Annotated in this window: 11 protein-coding genes and 4 tRNA genes; 11 read left to right on the top strand and 4 right to left on the bottom strand. The window is 51.8% G+C overall.

Going from position 1 to position 13,784, the window contains the following annotated elements; translation table 11 throughout:
* The first annotated feature begins 196 nt into the window (after positions 1 to 196).
* The 8 genes from rpsA (at position 197) to EDC56_RS03220 (ending at position 8,202) form a co-directional block, all read left to right on the top strand.
* The gene (gene rpsA, locus EDC56_RS03255) at positions 197 to 1,882 is read left to right on the top strand and encodes a 30S ribosomal protein S1 (RefSeq protein ID WP_123711072.1); all 1,686 of its coding nucleotides are present in this window, start codon (positions 197 to 199) and stop codon (positions 1,880 to 1,882) included.
* A 351-nt stretch (positions 1,883 to 2,233) separates the two neighbouring features.
* Positions 2,234 to 2,530 (top strand): integration host factor subunit beta, encoded by a 297-nt coding sequence (gene ihfB / locus EDC56_RS03250; RefSeq protein WP_123711071.1) that lies wholly within the window; start codon positions 2,234 to 2,236, stop codon positions 2,528 to 2,530.
* Between the two features lie 117 nt (positions 2,531 to 2,647).
* Positions 2,648 to 2,944, top strand: a complete 297-nt coding sequence (locus EDC56_RS03245) for a lipopolysaccharide assembly protein LapA domain-containing protein (protein WP_123711070.1) — start codon at positions 2,648 to 2,650, stop codon at positions 2,942 to 2,944.
* Complete coding sequence (gene lapB, locus EDC56_RS03240; protein WP_123711069.1) at positions 2,945 to 4,147, top strand: lipopolysaccharide assembly protein LapB; 1,203 nt, start codon at positions 2,945 to 2,947, stop codon at positions 4,145 to 4,147.
* A 48-nt stretch (positions 4,148 to 4,195) separates the two neighbouring features.
* Complete coding sequence (pyrF, locus tag EDC56_RS03235) at positions 4,196 to 4,897, top strand: orotidine-5'-phosphate decarboxylase (RefSeq protein ID WP_123711068.1); 702 nt, start codon at positions 4,196 to 4,198, stop codon at positions 4,895 to 4,897.
* Positions 4,898 to 5,018: 121 nt separating this feature from the next.
* On the top strand, positions 5,019 to 5,312 hold the full coding sequence (locus tag EDC56_RS03230; protein ID WP_123711067.1) for a ComEA family DNA-binding protein: 294 nt from the start codon (positions 5,019 to 5,021) through the stop codon (positions 5,310 to 5,312).
* Positions 5,313 to 5,417: 105 nt separating this feature from the next.
* Positions 5,418 to 6,377 carry a DHH family phosphoesterase gene (locus EDC56_RS03225; protein WP_123711752.1) on the top strand — a complete coding sequence of 320 codons (960 nt, stop codon included), beginning with the start codon at positions 5,418 to 5,420 and terminating at the stop codon, positions 6,375 to 6,377.
* Positions 6,378 to 6,432: 55 nt separating this feature from the next.
* On the top strand, positions 6,433 to 8,202 hold the full coding sequence (locus EDC56_RS03220; RefSeq protein WP_123711066.1) for an SLC13 family permease: 1,770 nt from the start codon (positions 6,433 to 6,435) through the stop codon (positions 8,200 to 8,202).
* A 246-nt stretch (positions 8,203 to 8,448) separates the two neighbouring features.
* Here EDC56_RS03220 and EDC56_RS03215 read toward each other — a convergent pair.
* Together EDC56_RS03215 and EDC56_RS03210 are read right to left on the bottom strand one after the other, a co-directional pair.
* Positions 8,449 to 8,523: transfer RNA gene (locus EDC56_RS03215), tRNA-Asn, on the bottom strand.
* Between the two features lie 146 nt (positions 8,524 to 8,669).
* Positions 8,670 to 8,744 (bottom strand) — tRNA-Asn (locus tag EDC56_RS03210).
* Positions 8,745 to 8,986: 242 nt separating this feature from the next.
* Here EDC56_RS03210 and EDC56_RS03205 point away from each other — a divergent pair.
* Positions 8,987 to 10,618 (top strand): long-chain fatty acid--CoA ligase, encoded by a 1,632-nt coding sequence (locus tag EDC56_RS03205; protein ID WP_123711065.1) that lies wholly within the window; start codon positions 8,987 to 8,989, stop codon positions 10,616 to 10,618.
* Between the two features lie 67 nt (positions 10,619 to 10,685).
* Here EDC56_RS03205 and EDC56_RS03200 read toward each other — a convergent pair.
* A tRNA-Asn gene (locus EDC56_RS03200) sits at positions 10,686 to 10,760 on the bottom strand.
* A 219-nt stretch (positions 10,761 to 10,979) separates the two neighbouring features.
* Here EDC56_RS03200 and uvrB point away from each other — a divergent pair.
* Positions 10,980 to 13,034 (top strand): excinuclease ABC subunit UvrB, encoded by a 2,055-nt coding sequence (gene uvrB / locus EDC56_RS03195; protein ID WP_123711064.1) that lies wholly within the window; start codon positions 10,980 to 10,982, stop codon positions 13,032 to 13,034.
* A gap of 127 nt (positions 13,035 to 13,161) precedes the next feature.
* Positions 13,162 to 13,238: transfer RNA gene (locus tag EDC56_RS03190), tRNA-Val, on the top strand.
* A gap of 49 nt (positions 13,239 to 13,287) precedes the next feature.
* On the opposite strand, the gene EDC56_RS03185 is transcribed toward EDC56_RS03190, so the two are convergent.
* Positions 13,288 to 13,782 carry a pyridoxamine 5'-phosphate oxidase family protein gene (locus tag EDC56_RS03185; protein WP_123711063.1) on the bottom strand — a complete coding sequence of 165 codons (495 nt, stop codon included), beginning with the start codon at positions 13,780 to 13,782 and terminating at the stop codon, positions 13,288 to 13,290.
* Positions 13,783 to 13,784: the final 2 nt, after the last annotated feature.

The raw sequence follows: 13,784 nt of genomic DNA, 5'->3' as shown, positions 1-13,784 counted from the left end.
TGGCCATGTAATTATATCGCTTTATTGTACGGTGTTGATGCCTCGCTGAGGTTTAATCGATGCCCGGTAGAGTGGAATAAGAGCGGTGGCGCAGAGCTAGCCAGTAGAGGCTCTGTGTACCGTTAAAAAAACTAACCCGCGTTAGCTGGCGGCTGCGGATGAGGGCATTGGGCCCGACTAATTACAGGTATTTGCTATGAGCGAAAGCATGAGCTTTGCTGAACTTTTTGAAGAAAGTTTAGAAACCATCGACATGAAACCAGGTTCAATCGTTACCGGTATCGTTATTGATATCGACAGCGACTGGGTCACCGTACACGCTGGTCTGAAGTCTGAAGGCATCATCCCACGTGAAGAATTCCTAAACGACAGCGGCGAGCTAGTGCTAGCTGTTGGTGACGAAGTTCAAGTTGCACTTGACGCTGTCGAAGATGGTTGGGGCGAAACTAAGCTTTCGCGTGAAAAAGCTAAGCGCGCTGAGTCTTGGAAAGAGCTTGAGAAAGCCTTCGAAGCTGAAGAAGTTGTTAAAGGTGTTATCTCTGGTAAGGTCAAGGGTGGTTTCACCGTTGATGTTGCAAGCATCCGTGCCTTCCTACCTGGTTCTCTAGTTGACGTTCGCCCAGTTCGCGACACTGCTCACCTAGAAGGTAAAGAGCTAGAATTTAAAGTTATCAAGCTAGATCAGAAGCGCAACAACGTTGTTGTTTCTCGTCGTGCTGTTCTTGAAGAAGCTAACAGTGCAGAGCGTGAAGCTCTTCTGTCTAACCTACAAGAAGGTATGTCTGTTAAGGGTATCGTTAAGAACCTTACTGACTACGGTGCTTTCGTTGACCTAGGTGGCGTTGACGGTCTACTACACATCACCGATATGGCTTGGAAGCGTATTAAGCACCCAAGCGAGATCGTTAATGTTGGCGATGAGATCGACGTTAAGGTTCTTAAATTCGATCGTGAGCGCAACCGCGTATCGCTAGGTCTTAAGCAGTTGGGTGAAGATCCATGGGTTGAGATCACTAAGCGTTACCCTGAAGGCGCTAAGATCAAGGCTAAGGTGACTAACCTTACCGACTACGGTTGTTTCGCAGAGCTTGAAGAAGGCGTTGAAGGTCTTGTTCACGTTTCTGAGATGGACTGGACCAACAAGAACGTACATCCTTCTAAGATCGTCAACGTAGGTGACGAAGTTGAAGTGATGGTTCTTGATATCGACGAAGAGCGTCGTCGTATTTCTCTAGGTGTTAAGCAGTGTACTCAGAATCCATGGGATGCATTCGCTGGTCAATTCGCCAAGGGTGACAAGGTTAATGGTGTTATCAAGTCTATCACTGACTTCGGTATCTTCATCGGTCTTGAGGGTAACATTGATGGTCTAGTACATCTTTCTGATCTTTCTTGGAACGAAACCGGCGAAGAAGCCGTTCGTAAGTACAAGAAGGGTGAAGAGATCGAAACTACTATCCTTTCTATCGACCCAGAGCGTGAGCGTATCTCTCTTGGCATCAAGCAGCTAGACAGCGATCCATTCGCTGAGTTCGTTGCAGAGAATGACAAGGGCAGCATCGTGACCGGTACTGTTAAAGAAGTCGATGCTAAGGCTGCTGTTATCGTTCTAGCGGACGAAGTTGAAGGAACGCTACGCGCTTCTGAAATTAGCCGTGACAAGGTAGAAGATGCACGCAACGCACTGAAAGAAGGTGAGACTGTTGAAGTTCTTATCATCAGCGTTGATCGTAAGAACCGTGCTCTATCTCTCTCTATTAAGGGCAAAGACGCCGCTGAAGAGAAAGAGGCTATTAAGTCTATGAAGTCTGATGAGTCAGCTGTTGCTCCTGCAACACTAGGTGACCTTATCAAGGCTCAGATGCAGAGCCAAGACAAGTAATTCCAGCAGGAATAAGCTTGATTGAGTAAAAACGGGGCTTCGGCCCCGTTTTTCGTTGTTGGTCGCTTACTTTTTTGTTTGCTCGAGATCTGCTCGCCACGGCGGGTTGGCGAAGTCACTAGTTTGTTGCTAGTATCAATCGAGAGTTGTTGCGTAAATTAATGATTAAAATCTAATTTTTTCAGTCTATAATGAGTGAACAGGCTTTTAATGCAGGTTACACTACGTCAAAATGTATGTTGCATGCTAGTGTTTATAATGCGTGTCGATAAATAGCTTCCGCCCAATGCTCGATCTTTGTTGTGTAATGATCGGCTCGGGAATGGTTGAGTATATATTCAGGAATTTTATATGACGAAATCAGAGTTAATTGAACGTATTGCTGAGAAGCAGCCTCAACTGCCAATAAGAGACGTTGAACAGGCTGTTAAGGTGATGTTAGAGCAGATGTCAGAATCACTTTCCACTGGTAACCGTATCGAGATTCGTGGTTTTGGTAGTTTCTGCCTACACTACCGGGCTCCACGCAAGGGTCGCAACCCTAAGACTGGAGAGTCTGTAGAATTGACGGGTAAGCATGTCCCTCACTTCAAGCCCGGCAAGCAGTTGCGTGAGCGAGTTGATGCTTCGGCTGCTAAGTTCCGCTAATTTTTACAGTCGGTGTTGTAATGATTGATAAGAGGTCGCTTACAGCGGCCTTTTTTATTGCACAAATTGACTTAACACGTTATCTTTCCATACCATTTGTCTAGATTCTGAGCCCCTATGCGTATTGTAAAACTGCTGCTTATGGCGCTGTTGATTATTGCTGTCATTGTCATGGCACTGCTATTTCTGGTGGAAAACAATACTTCGGTGACGGTCGATCTTTTCCTCTTTGATATGACGGTTACCTCGGGCAGTTGGGTGGTGTTGTCGTTTATTACAGGGGCGGTAGCGGGGCTGGGTTCCGCTGCAGCTGTGTTCATAAAGATGTATGGGCGTCAGGCGCAGTTGAAGAGGAAGTTGGTGAAGTCAGAGAAAGCGCTCGCGAGACTTAAGCAAAACCCGATGAGCAGCTAGATGCCAGATTTATCCCTCCTCTTTGTCATCTTTGTGGCGGTGGCCATAGGTTGGCTGCTAGGACGCTATCGGCGACCCAAACGCCGTCGTCTACCGGACTCTCCAGTTATTCCCATGAGTTATTATCGCAGCCTCAACTTGTTAATGAGCAAGGAGGATGGTGATGAGGCTGTCGACAGTTTTATGGAGTCTTTTGAGGTTTCCTCGGTCACTCTACCAACGCATATCTCCATGGGGGATCTGCTGCGTGAGCGCGGTGATGTTGAGGGTGCCATTAAGGTGCATCAGAACTTGCTGGCTCGTCCTTCGCTGTCGGTGAAAGAGCGTCATATGGCGCACTTCGCGCTCGCTAGGGATTATGCGCAAGCAGGCCTGCTTGATCGTGCTGAGTCACTTTTTAAGCAGTTGGTTAGCGAGCAGAGTGAGTTGTCGACGAAGGCGCTGAGTCAGTTGGTTGATATCTATCAGGAGCAGCGAGATTGGCAGTTGGCCATCGATACAGGCATGCGTCTGGTACCTCGCAGGTTGCTGCGCTCAAAGCAGGCGCAGGTGTCGACGCTCGGCATCGCAATGGCGCACTATTGTTGTGAATTAGCTGAGCAGGAGATCGTGCGCGATGATTGGCGCAGAGTGCGCTTGTTGTTGAAGCAGGCGCTCGATTTCGATCGTAGCTGTGTGCGCGCCAGCTTGATTCTCGGGCGTGTAGAAATGAGTGCCCAGCGCTATCACCAGGCGATTAAAGTGCTGGGGCAGGTTCAGGAGCAGGATTTACTCTACATGAGTGAAGCGATAGGTATGATTGCTCGCTGTTATCAACAGCTGAACGATGTGCAGGGCTTTATCGTTTTTGCAGAGAAGGTGTTGCGGCAGCAACCAATGACGGCGGTGTTGATGGAGCTGATTTGGGGGCTTAAGTCGCAGCAGGGTGAGAAAGCAGCGGCGGAGCGCCTGTCGCAGTTGATGCGCGATAGGCCAACGATACAAGGGTTGATTAGCTTGGTCGATTTTCATCAGCTCTCGGCGATCGGCAGCGCTGCGGAAAATCTGCAAATGTTGCGAGACCTGTTGGAGGGGTTGTTGGCGCATAAGCCCCAATACCGTTGTCGTGAATGTGGCTTTGCTGGGCAGCAGCTACACTGGTTGTGCCCTTCGTGTAAGGGGTGGGGAGTGGTTGCCCCGATCGTAGGTGTCGAGGGGCAGTAGCCTAGGTTTGTTAATTTTTATATTTTGTTTTTGTTTTGGAGAGTATCTGTGTCTGATCCTAAGATTCTAGTCGCGTTAGATTTTCCCACTGCCGATGGCGCCATTGCGATGGCTGATCAGCTATCAGCAGATAGCTGCCGCCTGAAGGTGGGGAAGGAGTTGTTTACTGCGGCAGGTCCTCAGTTAGTGGAGTCGCTAGTTAAGCGAGGCTTTGATGTTTTTCTCGACCTGAAGTTTCATGATATTCCCAATACCTGTGCGGGTGCTGTGCGCTCTGCCGCAGAGTTGGGTGTCTGGATGGTCAATGTGCATGCAAGTGGCGGGCGCCGCATGATGGAGGCGGCACGAGAGGCAATTGACAAGTCGGCTCACCAGCCGCTTTTGATTGCCGTTACGGTATTGACCAGCATGGAGGCTGAGGATTTGGCTGAGGTTGGTATTGCTGTGGCACCGCAGGAGCAGGTAAAGCGGCTAGCGCTATTGACGGAAAGTTGTGGCTTAGACGGTGTGGTTTGCTCGGCACAGGAGGCGCCGATGTTGCGCTCGGTGGTGGGGGGAGACTTTAAGTTGGTGACGCCGGGGATACGCCCTCTTGGGGATGCTGCGGGCGATCAGCGCCGCATTGTAACGCCGGCGCAGGCGCTGCGCGATGGTAGTGATTATCTTGTCATAGGTCGACCGATCACTTCCAAGCCTAAGCCGCTCGATGCTTTGCAGTCGATCTTGGCGGATATTAAGGCGGGCGATTAAAGGCGCGCTATACCCCCAAGTTTAAGGGTGGTTGAATGGCTGTACTGACCTATATTTCTAGAGCCCCGCTAACGCCGTTAGTGGGGCTCTACTTTTTCAATAACGTACAAAGGAATGTGTTATGAAAACTATAGTAAAGTCAGTACTGCTTTCAGCGGCGATCGTGTTGTCTCCTATGGCTACTGTAATTGCGGCCGAAGATGGCTCGTTAATCGTTGAGCGTGTCGATATAAATAGTGCTGATGCAGATATGTTGGCGGAGATGCTGTCTGGTGTGGGCTTGACCAGGGCGAAGGCAATCATTGCCTATCGGCAGTTGCATGGTGACTTCAAGTCAGCCGAAGAGCTGGCGGAGGTGAAAGGCGTTAGTGAGAGAATGGTGGCGCAAAACTCAACAAGGATACGCCTAAATTAGTGAATTTTTTCGATGTCATTGGGCATGCTCGTCATTAAGGCGGGAGTGTCTCAATGGCTGTGTTACAATCTCGCCATTATTAATGTGTGCTGCAAGAGAGCGATAATGGCGAAGGTTGATATTTTTAATGGTGATGCTGATGGCATCTGTTCGTTGCTGCAGCTGCGGCAGGCAGAGCCTTGTGATAGTCGCTTGGTGACAGGGGTAAAGCGCGATATCGCGCTTGTTGAGCAGGCGTCAATTGCCGCAGGCGATGATGTCGTTGTTTTAGATATTTCATTTGATAAGAACCGCGTTGGTGTCGTTGATGCTCTTGATAAAGGGGCGAGGATACTTTATGTCGATCACCATTTTGCGGGTGGCATTCCGCAGCACGATAATTTGCAGGCGATTATTAACACTGCCTCAGATGTCTGTACATCGCTTTTGATAAACAGTTACCTCTCGGGTCGCTACTGTGAGTGGGCGATCACGGGGGCTTTTGGTGATAACCTCAATCGTGGCGCAGAGGCGCTAGCAAAGACCACTGAGCTGACTTCAGCACAGTTACAGCAGTTGGCAAGCCTTGGTGTCTATCTGAATTATAATGGTTACGGTGCGACACTCGAAGATCTACACTTTACTCCTGCTGCGCTGTTTGACAGGCTGCGTCATTACGCTTCGCCGTTAGACTTTATTGCTGACGATGTGGCGACGTTTGACTGCTTGGAGGCGGGTTATCAGCAAGACATGGCTACAGCGGCAGCGCTTTCTGCAACGATAGAGAGCGATGTGGCGGCAGTATTTACCCTGCCTAATGAGAAGTGGGCACGCCGGGTTGGTGGTGTGTACAGCAATGACTTGGCTAATGCGCATCCCGATAGAGCACATGCGGTACTGACAGAGAAGACTAATGGGAGCTATCTTGTGAGTGTGAGGGCGCCGCTAAACAACAAAACAGGGGCAGACGAAGTTGTTCGTCAGTTTGAGACGGGTGGCGGGCGCAAGGCGGCAGCGGGTATTAATGAGCTGCCGGCAACAGACTTAGCGCGCTTTATCGATGTGTTGACAAATTTTTATCGTTAGTGAAGTTGCTGGTAATGATGGTTTGCTATGGCTTGTAAGGTATTGAGAGTGAATTATGGCGTTTGATGCTTGGTTAACGTTGCTGATTGTGGCGGTTACATTCATATTGTTGGCACTGTCGAGTATTACAGCGGATGGAATACTGGTTAGTGCTGTAGCCTGTTTGGTTGCCTTTGGTGTGATTGATATTCCCACGGCGCTGCAGGGGCTTTCTAATGAGGGTGTGGCGACAGTGGGGGTGTTGTATATCGTAGCTCGCGGGCTCTCTCAGAGTGGGGCGGTGGCATGGATGTCACAGGGGGTGCTGGGTCGTCCGCGCTCGACGATGACGGCGCAATTGCGCTTGATGTTGCCCGTTGCAGCCGTAAGCTCAGTACTTAATAACACGCCGGTAGTCGCGATGATGGTACCAGCGGTAAGTGATTGGGCGCGTCGAAATAAGCTCTCTGTCTCGCAATTGATGATGCCGCTAAGCTTTGCCGCCATCACAGGCGGACTCTGTACCTTGGTTGGTACAAGTACTAATCTCGTGCTCAATGACATGTTTAACCGCTACCAGGCTGATGTACGGTTGTCGCTGTTTGAGATTGCTTGGGTTGGTGTGCCTTGTGTATTGGTGATGGCTGCTTATGTGGTCATCTTTAGTCGTCGATTATTGCCGAACAAGAGTGGTTTCACTGCCAAGCTGGAGGGGGGGCGTGAATATGTCGTGGAAATGGTGGTTGAGCCTTTTAGTCCGCTGGCGGGTTTGTCTATCGAAAAGGCTGGCTTGCGTCATCTTCCAGGCTTATTCCTCGTTGAAATTGTACGTAATAATCGTGTGATGCCGGCGGTGGCGTCTTCAGAGGTATTGTATGCCGGAGATCGTTTGGTGTTTGCCGGTGATGTTGAGGCTGTTGTCGATCTGAAGCGAATTCATGGTCTGCGCAGTGGTGAAGAGCAGGTATTTAAGTTAGATGATGTGCAAGACGGTCGCTGCTTAATTGAGGTTGTTATCTCGGCGAATAACCCGCTTGTTGGCGAGTCGGTGCGCGATGGCCGATTTCGCACACGTTATACCGCAGCCATTATTGCAATCACGCGTGAGGGGGAGAAGGTCAAGGGACGGCTCGGTGATGTTGAGCTACGTGCGGGCGACAACCTGTTGCTAGAAGCGGCGGATGATTTTGTCGAGCAGTACGCCTATGCCAAGGACTTCCTATTGGTTAGTCGAGTCGCTAATTCGGAGCCGCTGCGCCACGGTAAGCGCTGGTGGGCCATTTCTATCCTGCTGGCTATGGTTGTGGCTGTCAGTGGCTTTGGGGTCAGTATGTTGGGGGCGGCTGTGCTAGCCTCATTTGCGATGGTGATGACCGGCTGTCTATCGACCTTTGAGGCGAGATCGAGTATCGACTTTCAGGTATTGATGGTGATCGCGGCTTCTATCGCACTCGGTGCAGGAGTGCAGCAGAGTGGTTTGGCGACTCATGTCGCTAGCTCGTTATTTTCGGTGGTGTCGGGGTCGGCCTACCTGAGCTTGGCGGCGATCTTCTTGCTGACTGCTGGTTTCTCGGCGCTGATCTCCAATGTGGCGGCGGCGGTGTTGCTGTTCCCTGTCGCGGTGGCGTTGAGCGAGACGCTTGGGGTGAGTGTAACGCCTTTTGTAATCACCTTAATGGTTGCCGCCTCGACCTGTTTCGCGACGCCGATTGGTTACCAGACTAATCTGATGGTCTATGGGCCGGGTGGTTATAAATTTGTCGACTTCCTGCGCATGGGTGGCCCGCTAACCTTTCTGGTTGGCGTCTTGACGGTGTTGATTGCGCCATTGGTATGGCCCTTTTAGCGGGAGGGCGGGCTATTTTGTGCCTGTAGTTAAGGTCTGTAGTTAAGGTCTGTAGTTAAGGTTTACCGTTAAGGCTTGCGGTTACTCGTTATAGCTAGGGGCGGTCGTAAGAAGGTTTAGCCGTTGCAAGGAAGCTTAAAAGGCGTGACGAAAAGAAGTGCTTATAAAGGAGGCAGCTAAAGCGCAGTTAAAAGGTGAGAAATTCCAGGCAAAAAAAGACCAGCGCGAGGCTGGTCTTTTAGTATATGGCTCCGACTGCTGGGATCGAACCAGCGACCAATAGATTAACAGTCTACTGCTCTACCGCTGAGCTAAGTCGGAACGGCGAACCACGTTGCGGTTTGCGGGGTGGATATTACTTTCAAGGCTATAAGTCGTCAAGCCTTTATCTTATAAAAGTATAAAACCCTGGAAAAAGCGGATTTTAGGCAAAAAAAAGACCAGCACGAGGCTGGTCTTTTAGTATGTGGCTCCGACTGCTGGGATCGAACCAGCGACCAATAGATTAACAGTCTACTGCTCTACCGCTGAGCTAAGTCGGAACGGCGAACCGCGTTGCGGTCTGCGGGGCGCATATTAGGGGGAAGTGCAGTCTTGGTCAACCGTTTTTTTATCAATTTTAAAGGGGAATGATGTCGGGGTAGATTGGCGGGCAGTGACCGCTGTGGCTTTGTGGTAGTCTCGATAGCTGCGGCAGAGCTGGCCGACGCAGTGATGGCATATTGCTGAATAATGTCGCCGCGAAAATAATAGCATTGAAAAATACACAACCGAGGGAAGGGAAATGTTGGGTAATATGATGGAGGAACCGCTGTTGATCTCGGCGATCCTCGAGCAGGCGCAGGAGAACTATCCGCAAGCGAAAGTATATAGCCGTGTTGATGGCGGCATCGTCGAGCATAGCTATGAGCAGCTAGATCAGCGCAGCCGTTGTTTGGCAGCTTATCTGCAGAGCTCTGGTGTGGTAGCGGGCGAGCGTGTTGCGAGCCTGGCGTGGAATAATCATCGTCACCTTGAGCTCTATTATGCCGTTTCAGGGGTGGGTGCGGTGATGCATACGATAAACCCTCGGCTGTATCGGGACCAGGTACGTTATATCTTCAACCATGGTGAGGCGGAATGGCTGTTCATCGAGCCGGACTTCTTGCCGTTGCTGCAGGAAATTGAGGCGGAGTTGCCTTGGTTGCGTCATATTGTGGTATTGGCGCCGAATTTGGCGGCGGAGCAAGCTGCTGACTCACGTTACGTGGCCTATGAACAGCTGTTGGCATCGAGTGAGCCGTTGATTCCCTGGCCTTCCTTCGACGAGAACAGTGCCGCCTGTCTGTGCTACACCTCCGGTACCACCGGCGACCCAAAGGGGGTGCTTTATAGTCATCGTTCGACAGTGCTCCATGCCATGGCCAGCGTAGCGCCAAATGCCCTCAATATTTCTGCGGACAGCGTCGTGATGCCGGTCGTGCCGATGTATCACGTCTGTGCCTGGGGGGTACCCTACTCAGCGTTATTGGCGGGAGCGACTCTGGCATTGCCTGGCAGCGGTATGGCGGGGGAGGCACTTTACGAGCTGATCGAGCATACACAGGCGACGCTCCTGCTGGGGGTGCCGACGGTATGGTTGGGGCTATTACAATACCTGGAGGGCAGTGGTGCGACCATTGACAGTGTCGAGACTATCGGTGTGGGTGGCGCAGCGGCACCGCCGATGCTAATTAAGGCGTTGGAGCGTCATGGTATCTATTTGATGCCGATCTGGGGAATGACTGAGACCAGTCCGCTGGTCAGTTATGGTTCATCCACAAAGGTGCTGCAGGCGATGCCAGCTGAAGAGCGTCAGACGCTGCAAGCGACAGCGGGGCGAGGGGGATTTGGTGTGCGTCTTGGTCTGTTTGGCGATGATGACCGGCCGCTACCCCGGGACGGTAAGACGCGGGGCAATCTTCGCGTCAAGGGGCACTGGGTGTTGTCGAACTACTTTCGTCAGCCGGGTTCGGCGCTGATTGATGGTTGGTTTGATACGGGCGACGTTGCGACGCTGGATGCGGCGGGGTATTTGCGCATCGTCGATCGCAAGAAAGATGTGATCAAGTCGGGTGGTGAATGGATCTCTTCCATCGACTTAGAGAATGCGGCGCTGGATCATCCGCAAGTACTAGAGGCTTGTGTCATTGGGGCTCGCCACTTGAAGTGGGATGAGCGGCCATTATTATTGGTGGTCTTAAAGGAGGGTGGCAAGCTGGATAAGGCGGCGATAACGGCCTTGATGGCAGATAAGCTGGCGAAGTGGTGGTTGCCCGACGATATTGTTGCCGTGGAATCGCTGCCTCATACGGCGACGGGAAAGCTGTTGAAGCGGGATTTACGCACGCGTTATCGTGATTATCTGCTGAGTGAGGATATTACTGATGAGGCGTGATTGCCGCCGTTTTTAGCCAGGCTAGAACGAAAAAGGGGCTAATCTTGCGATTAGCCCCTTTAAGATATGGCTCCGACTGCTGGGATCGAACCAGCGACCAATAGATTAACAGTCTACTGCTCTACCGCTGAGCTAAGTCGGAACGGCGTACCGCGTTGCGGTCTGCGGGGCGTATATTATGCACTACGCTGATAGCGGTCAACCCCTTTCTGACAAATAGTTTGTGCTGTCGCAATCTTGCTGTTGTAACAGGGTAGCGCTGGAGTCGATGTCGGTGCTGGCTTATCATAGGGGAGGCGTTGGATCAGCGTGCGCGTTGCGTTTGTCGGCGAGATATATCTTGGGTGTTTAAGGGGGTGGGGTGTCTAAATCTGCGGTAGAGCATAAGGTCAAGGGGCGTCCCTTCCAATTACAGTCCAAGTATCAGCCGGCGGGTGATCAGCCCAAGGCTATCGCGGAATTGGTCGATGGCTTGCAAAGCGGCTTGTTGGGGCAGACCTTGTTGGGAGTGACGGGCTCGGGCAAGACTTTTACTGTCGCCAACGTCATCGAGCAAGTGCAGCGGCCAACTATCGTGATGGCACATAACAAGACGCTGGCGGCACAGCTGTATGGTGAGTTTAAAGAGTTTTTCCCTAACAACGCCGTCGAGTACTTTGTCTCCTACTACGATTATTATCAGCCAGAAGCGTATGTGCCCTCGTCCGACACCTTTATTGAGAAGGATGCAGCGGTTAACGAGCACATCGAGCAGATGCGTCTGTCGGCCACAAAGGCGCTGTTAGAGCGCAGTGATGTTATCGTGGTGGCGACGGTTTCGGCGATCTACGGTCTCGGCGACCCGAAGTCTTTCCTCGGCATGGTGATGCACCTCGATCGCGGTGATATCGTCGATCAGCGTGAGATCCTTCGTCGTCTGGCTGAGTTGCAATACACCCGTAACGACCTCGATTTTCGCCGTGCGACCTACCGGGTACGCGGTGATGTAATTGATGTCTATCCCGCGGATTCGGAGCTGGAGGCGGTGCGCATTGAGCTGTTTGATGAGGAGATCGACAACCTATCGTTATTTGACCCGTTGACCGGCGAGATACTGCAGCGCCTGCCTCGAGTGACCATTTTCCCGAAAAGCCACTACGTGACCCCCAGAGATACGCTGCTGAAGGCGAGTGACCGCATTGAGGATGAGCTGCGCGAGCGTTTACAGCAGCTGCGCGAAAACAACAAGTTGGTTGAGGCGCAACGTCTTGAACAGCGGACTAAATACGATTTAGAAATGATTCGTGAGCTGGGTTACTGCAACGGCATCGAGAACTACTCGCGCTACCTATCTGGGCGTGAGGGCGGTGATGCTCCTCCGACCCTATACGACTATCTGCCAGAAAAGGCGTTAGTGGTGATTGATGAGTCGCATGTTTCGATTCCTCAGATTGGCGCCATGTACCGCGGTGACCGTTCGCGCAAAGAGACATTAGTAGAGTACGGCTTCCGCCTGCCGTCGGCGCTCGATAATCGACCGATGAAGTTCGACGAATGGGAGAGCAAGGTGCCGCAGGCGATCTACGTCTCGGCAACACCGGCAGTTTACGAGGAAGAGCATGCCGACGCCGTGGTTGAGCAAGTGGTGCGTCCCACCGGTTTGCTCGACCCGACAATCGAGGTGCGACCGGCGACGACCCAGGTAGATGACTTGCTATCCGAAATTAAGAAGCGTGTTGCTGTCGGTGAGCGAGTGTTGGTGACGACGTTGACCAAGCGCATGTCGGAAGACCTGACCGACTACTATGATGACCTCGGGGTGAGGGTGCGCTATATGCACTCCGGCATCGACACTGTAGAGCGCGTCGAAATTATTCGTGACCTACGCCTGGGTGAGTTCGATGTACTGGTCGGCATCAATCTGTTGCGTGAAGGTTTGGATATGCCCGAGGTTTCGTTGGTGGCAATTCTCGACGCCGATAAAGAGGGCTTCTTGCGTTCCGAACGGGCGTTGATCCAGACGATCGGTCGTGCTGCGCGTAACCTTAACGGTCGTGCGATCCTCTATGGGGATCGTATTACTGGCTCGATGGAGCGGGCGATCAAGGAGACCGAGCGACGCCGGAAGACGCAGCAGGCGTTCAACGAGGCTAATGGTATTACCCCCAAGGGGCTGCAGAAGTCGGTGACTGATATTCTCGAGGCGGGGCGGGCACCGGGCGCCAAGGGTAAGGGGAGAAGGGCCAAAGAGACAAAGCGTGGCGGCAGTCAGCAGAGCCTGGATCCCGCGGCCATGACACCGTTACAGCTGGAGAAGGCGATAAAGAAGTTGGAAGATGCCATGCTGCAGCACGCGCGTGACTTAGAGTTTGAGGAGGCTGCATCGGTACGTGATGAGCTGAAAGTATTGCGTGACCAGGTGTTTAAACACGGCTAAGTTGTTGAATCACTGTGTTGGCGACCGAGATAGCAATATTTGTCAAAATAGCTGGATTTGGTTGTTGACACCCGAAGCTCGCTCTATATAATGCACGCCAACTTAAGCGGAAACGCTAACAAGTTTTACGACCGTAGCTCAGTTGGTTAGAGCACCACCTTGACATGGTGGGGGTCGGTGGTTCGAATCCACTCGGTCGTACCAATTTAAAGCCTCGCAAAGCATCAGTTTTGCGGGGCTTTTTCGTTTTTGCCTAGCATGTTGTGCGCGGCGCTATCTTTACCCGCTGTTGGGCCTTGCTTGGGTTGACCATCTTCCAGAATGGCATGCCAATACCGTAGGTCAAAAAATACCCTTGAGGCACCACCTCGACCAACAAAGCCTTCGCCACGGCCTTTTTGTTAGCGGTGCCGCGAAAGAGTGCCTGCTTGATTGCCGGGGAGCGTTCGGAAAAATTGGTTATCACAGCTTTGCCAGAGAAGCTGATGGTGGCGGGTGGCAGCTTTACCCAGGGCAACAGGGGGATCCGCCTCGGAGCAATGACGGTGAGTGAAACGTAAGGGTTTTTTGCAATGTGCCGTGCCTTCCATGATTGATTTTCTACGCTAAAGTAAACTTTGTTATCATCAAGCGTGTGAACGACACCCGATGTCCTGGCGTGTTGATCTGGTGTGACAAAGCCTACGGTAGAAAAGATTTGTCGCTCAATCTCTGACCAAACACTGTTAATTTTTGTCGTTGATGGCATTT

The sequence above is a fragment of the Sinobacterium caligoides genome (assembly GCF_003752585.1).
GTDB lineage: Bacteria > Pseudomonadota > Gammaproteobacteria > Pseudomonadales > Sinobacteriaceae > Sinobacterium > Sinobacterium caligoides.
This window is presented reverse-complemented; position numbering and strand designations above follow the sequence as displayed.

Excerpts from the sequence above, each read along its gene's own strand:
- rpsA (WP_123711072.1), top strand. The coding sequence starts at position 197 with ATGAGCGAAAGCATGAGCTTTGCTGAACTTTTTGAAGAAAGTTTAGAA.
- ihfB (WP_123711071.1), top strand. The coding sequence starts at position 2,234 with ATGACGAAATCAGAGTTAATTGAACGTATTGCTGAGAAGCAGCCTCAA.
- EDC56_RS03245 (WP_123711070.1), top strand. The coding sequence starts at position 2,648 with ATGCGTATTGTAAAACTGCTGCTTATGGCGCTGTTGATTATTGCTGTC.
- lapB (WP_123711069.1), top strand. The coding sequence starts at position 2,945 with ATGCCAGATTTATCCCTCCTCTTTGTCATCTTTGTGGCGGTGGCCATA.
- EDC56_RS03230 (WP_123711067.1), top strand. The coding sequence starts at position 5,019 with ATGAAAACTATAGTAAAGTCAGTACTGCTTTCAGCGGCGATCGTGTTG.
- EDC56_RS03225 (WP_123711752.1), top strand. The coding sequence starts at position 5,418 with ATGGCGAAGGTTGATATTTTTAATGGTGATGCTGATGGCATCTGTTCG.
- EDC56_RS03220 (WP_123711066.1), top strand. The coding sequence starts at position 6,433 with ATGGCGTTTGATGCTTGGTTAACGTTGCTGATTGTGGCGGTTACATTC.
- EDC56_RS03205 (WP_123711065.1), top strand. The coding sequence starts at position 8,987 with ATGTTGGGTAATATGATGGAGGAACCGCTGTTGATCTCGGCGATCCTC.
- EDC56_RS03185 (WP_123711063.1), bottom strand. The coding sequence starts at position 13,782 with ATGCCATCAACGACAAAAATTAACAGTGTTTGGTCAGAGATTGAGCGA.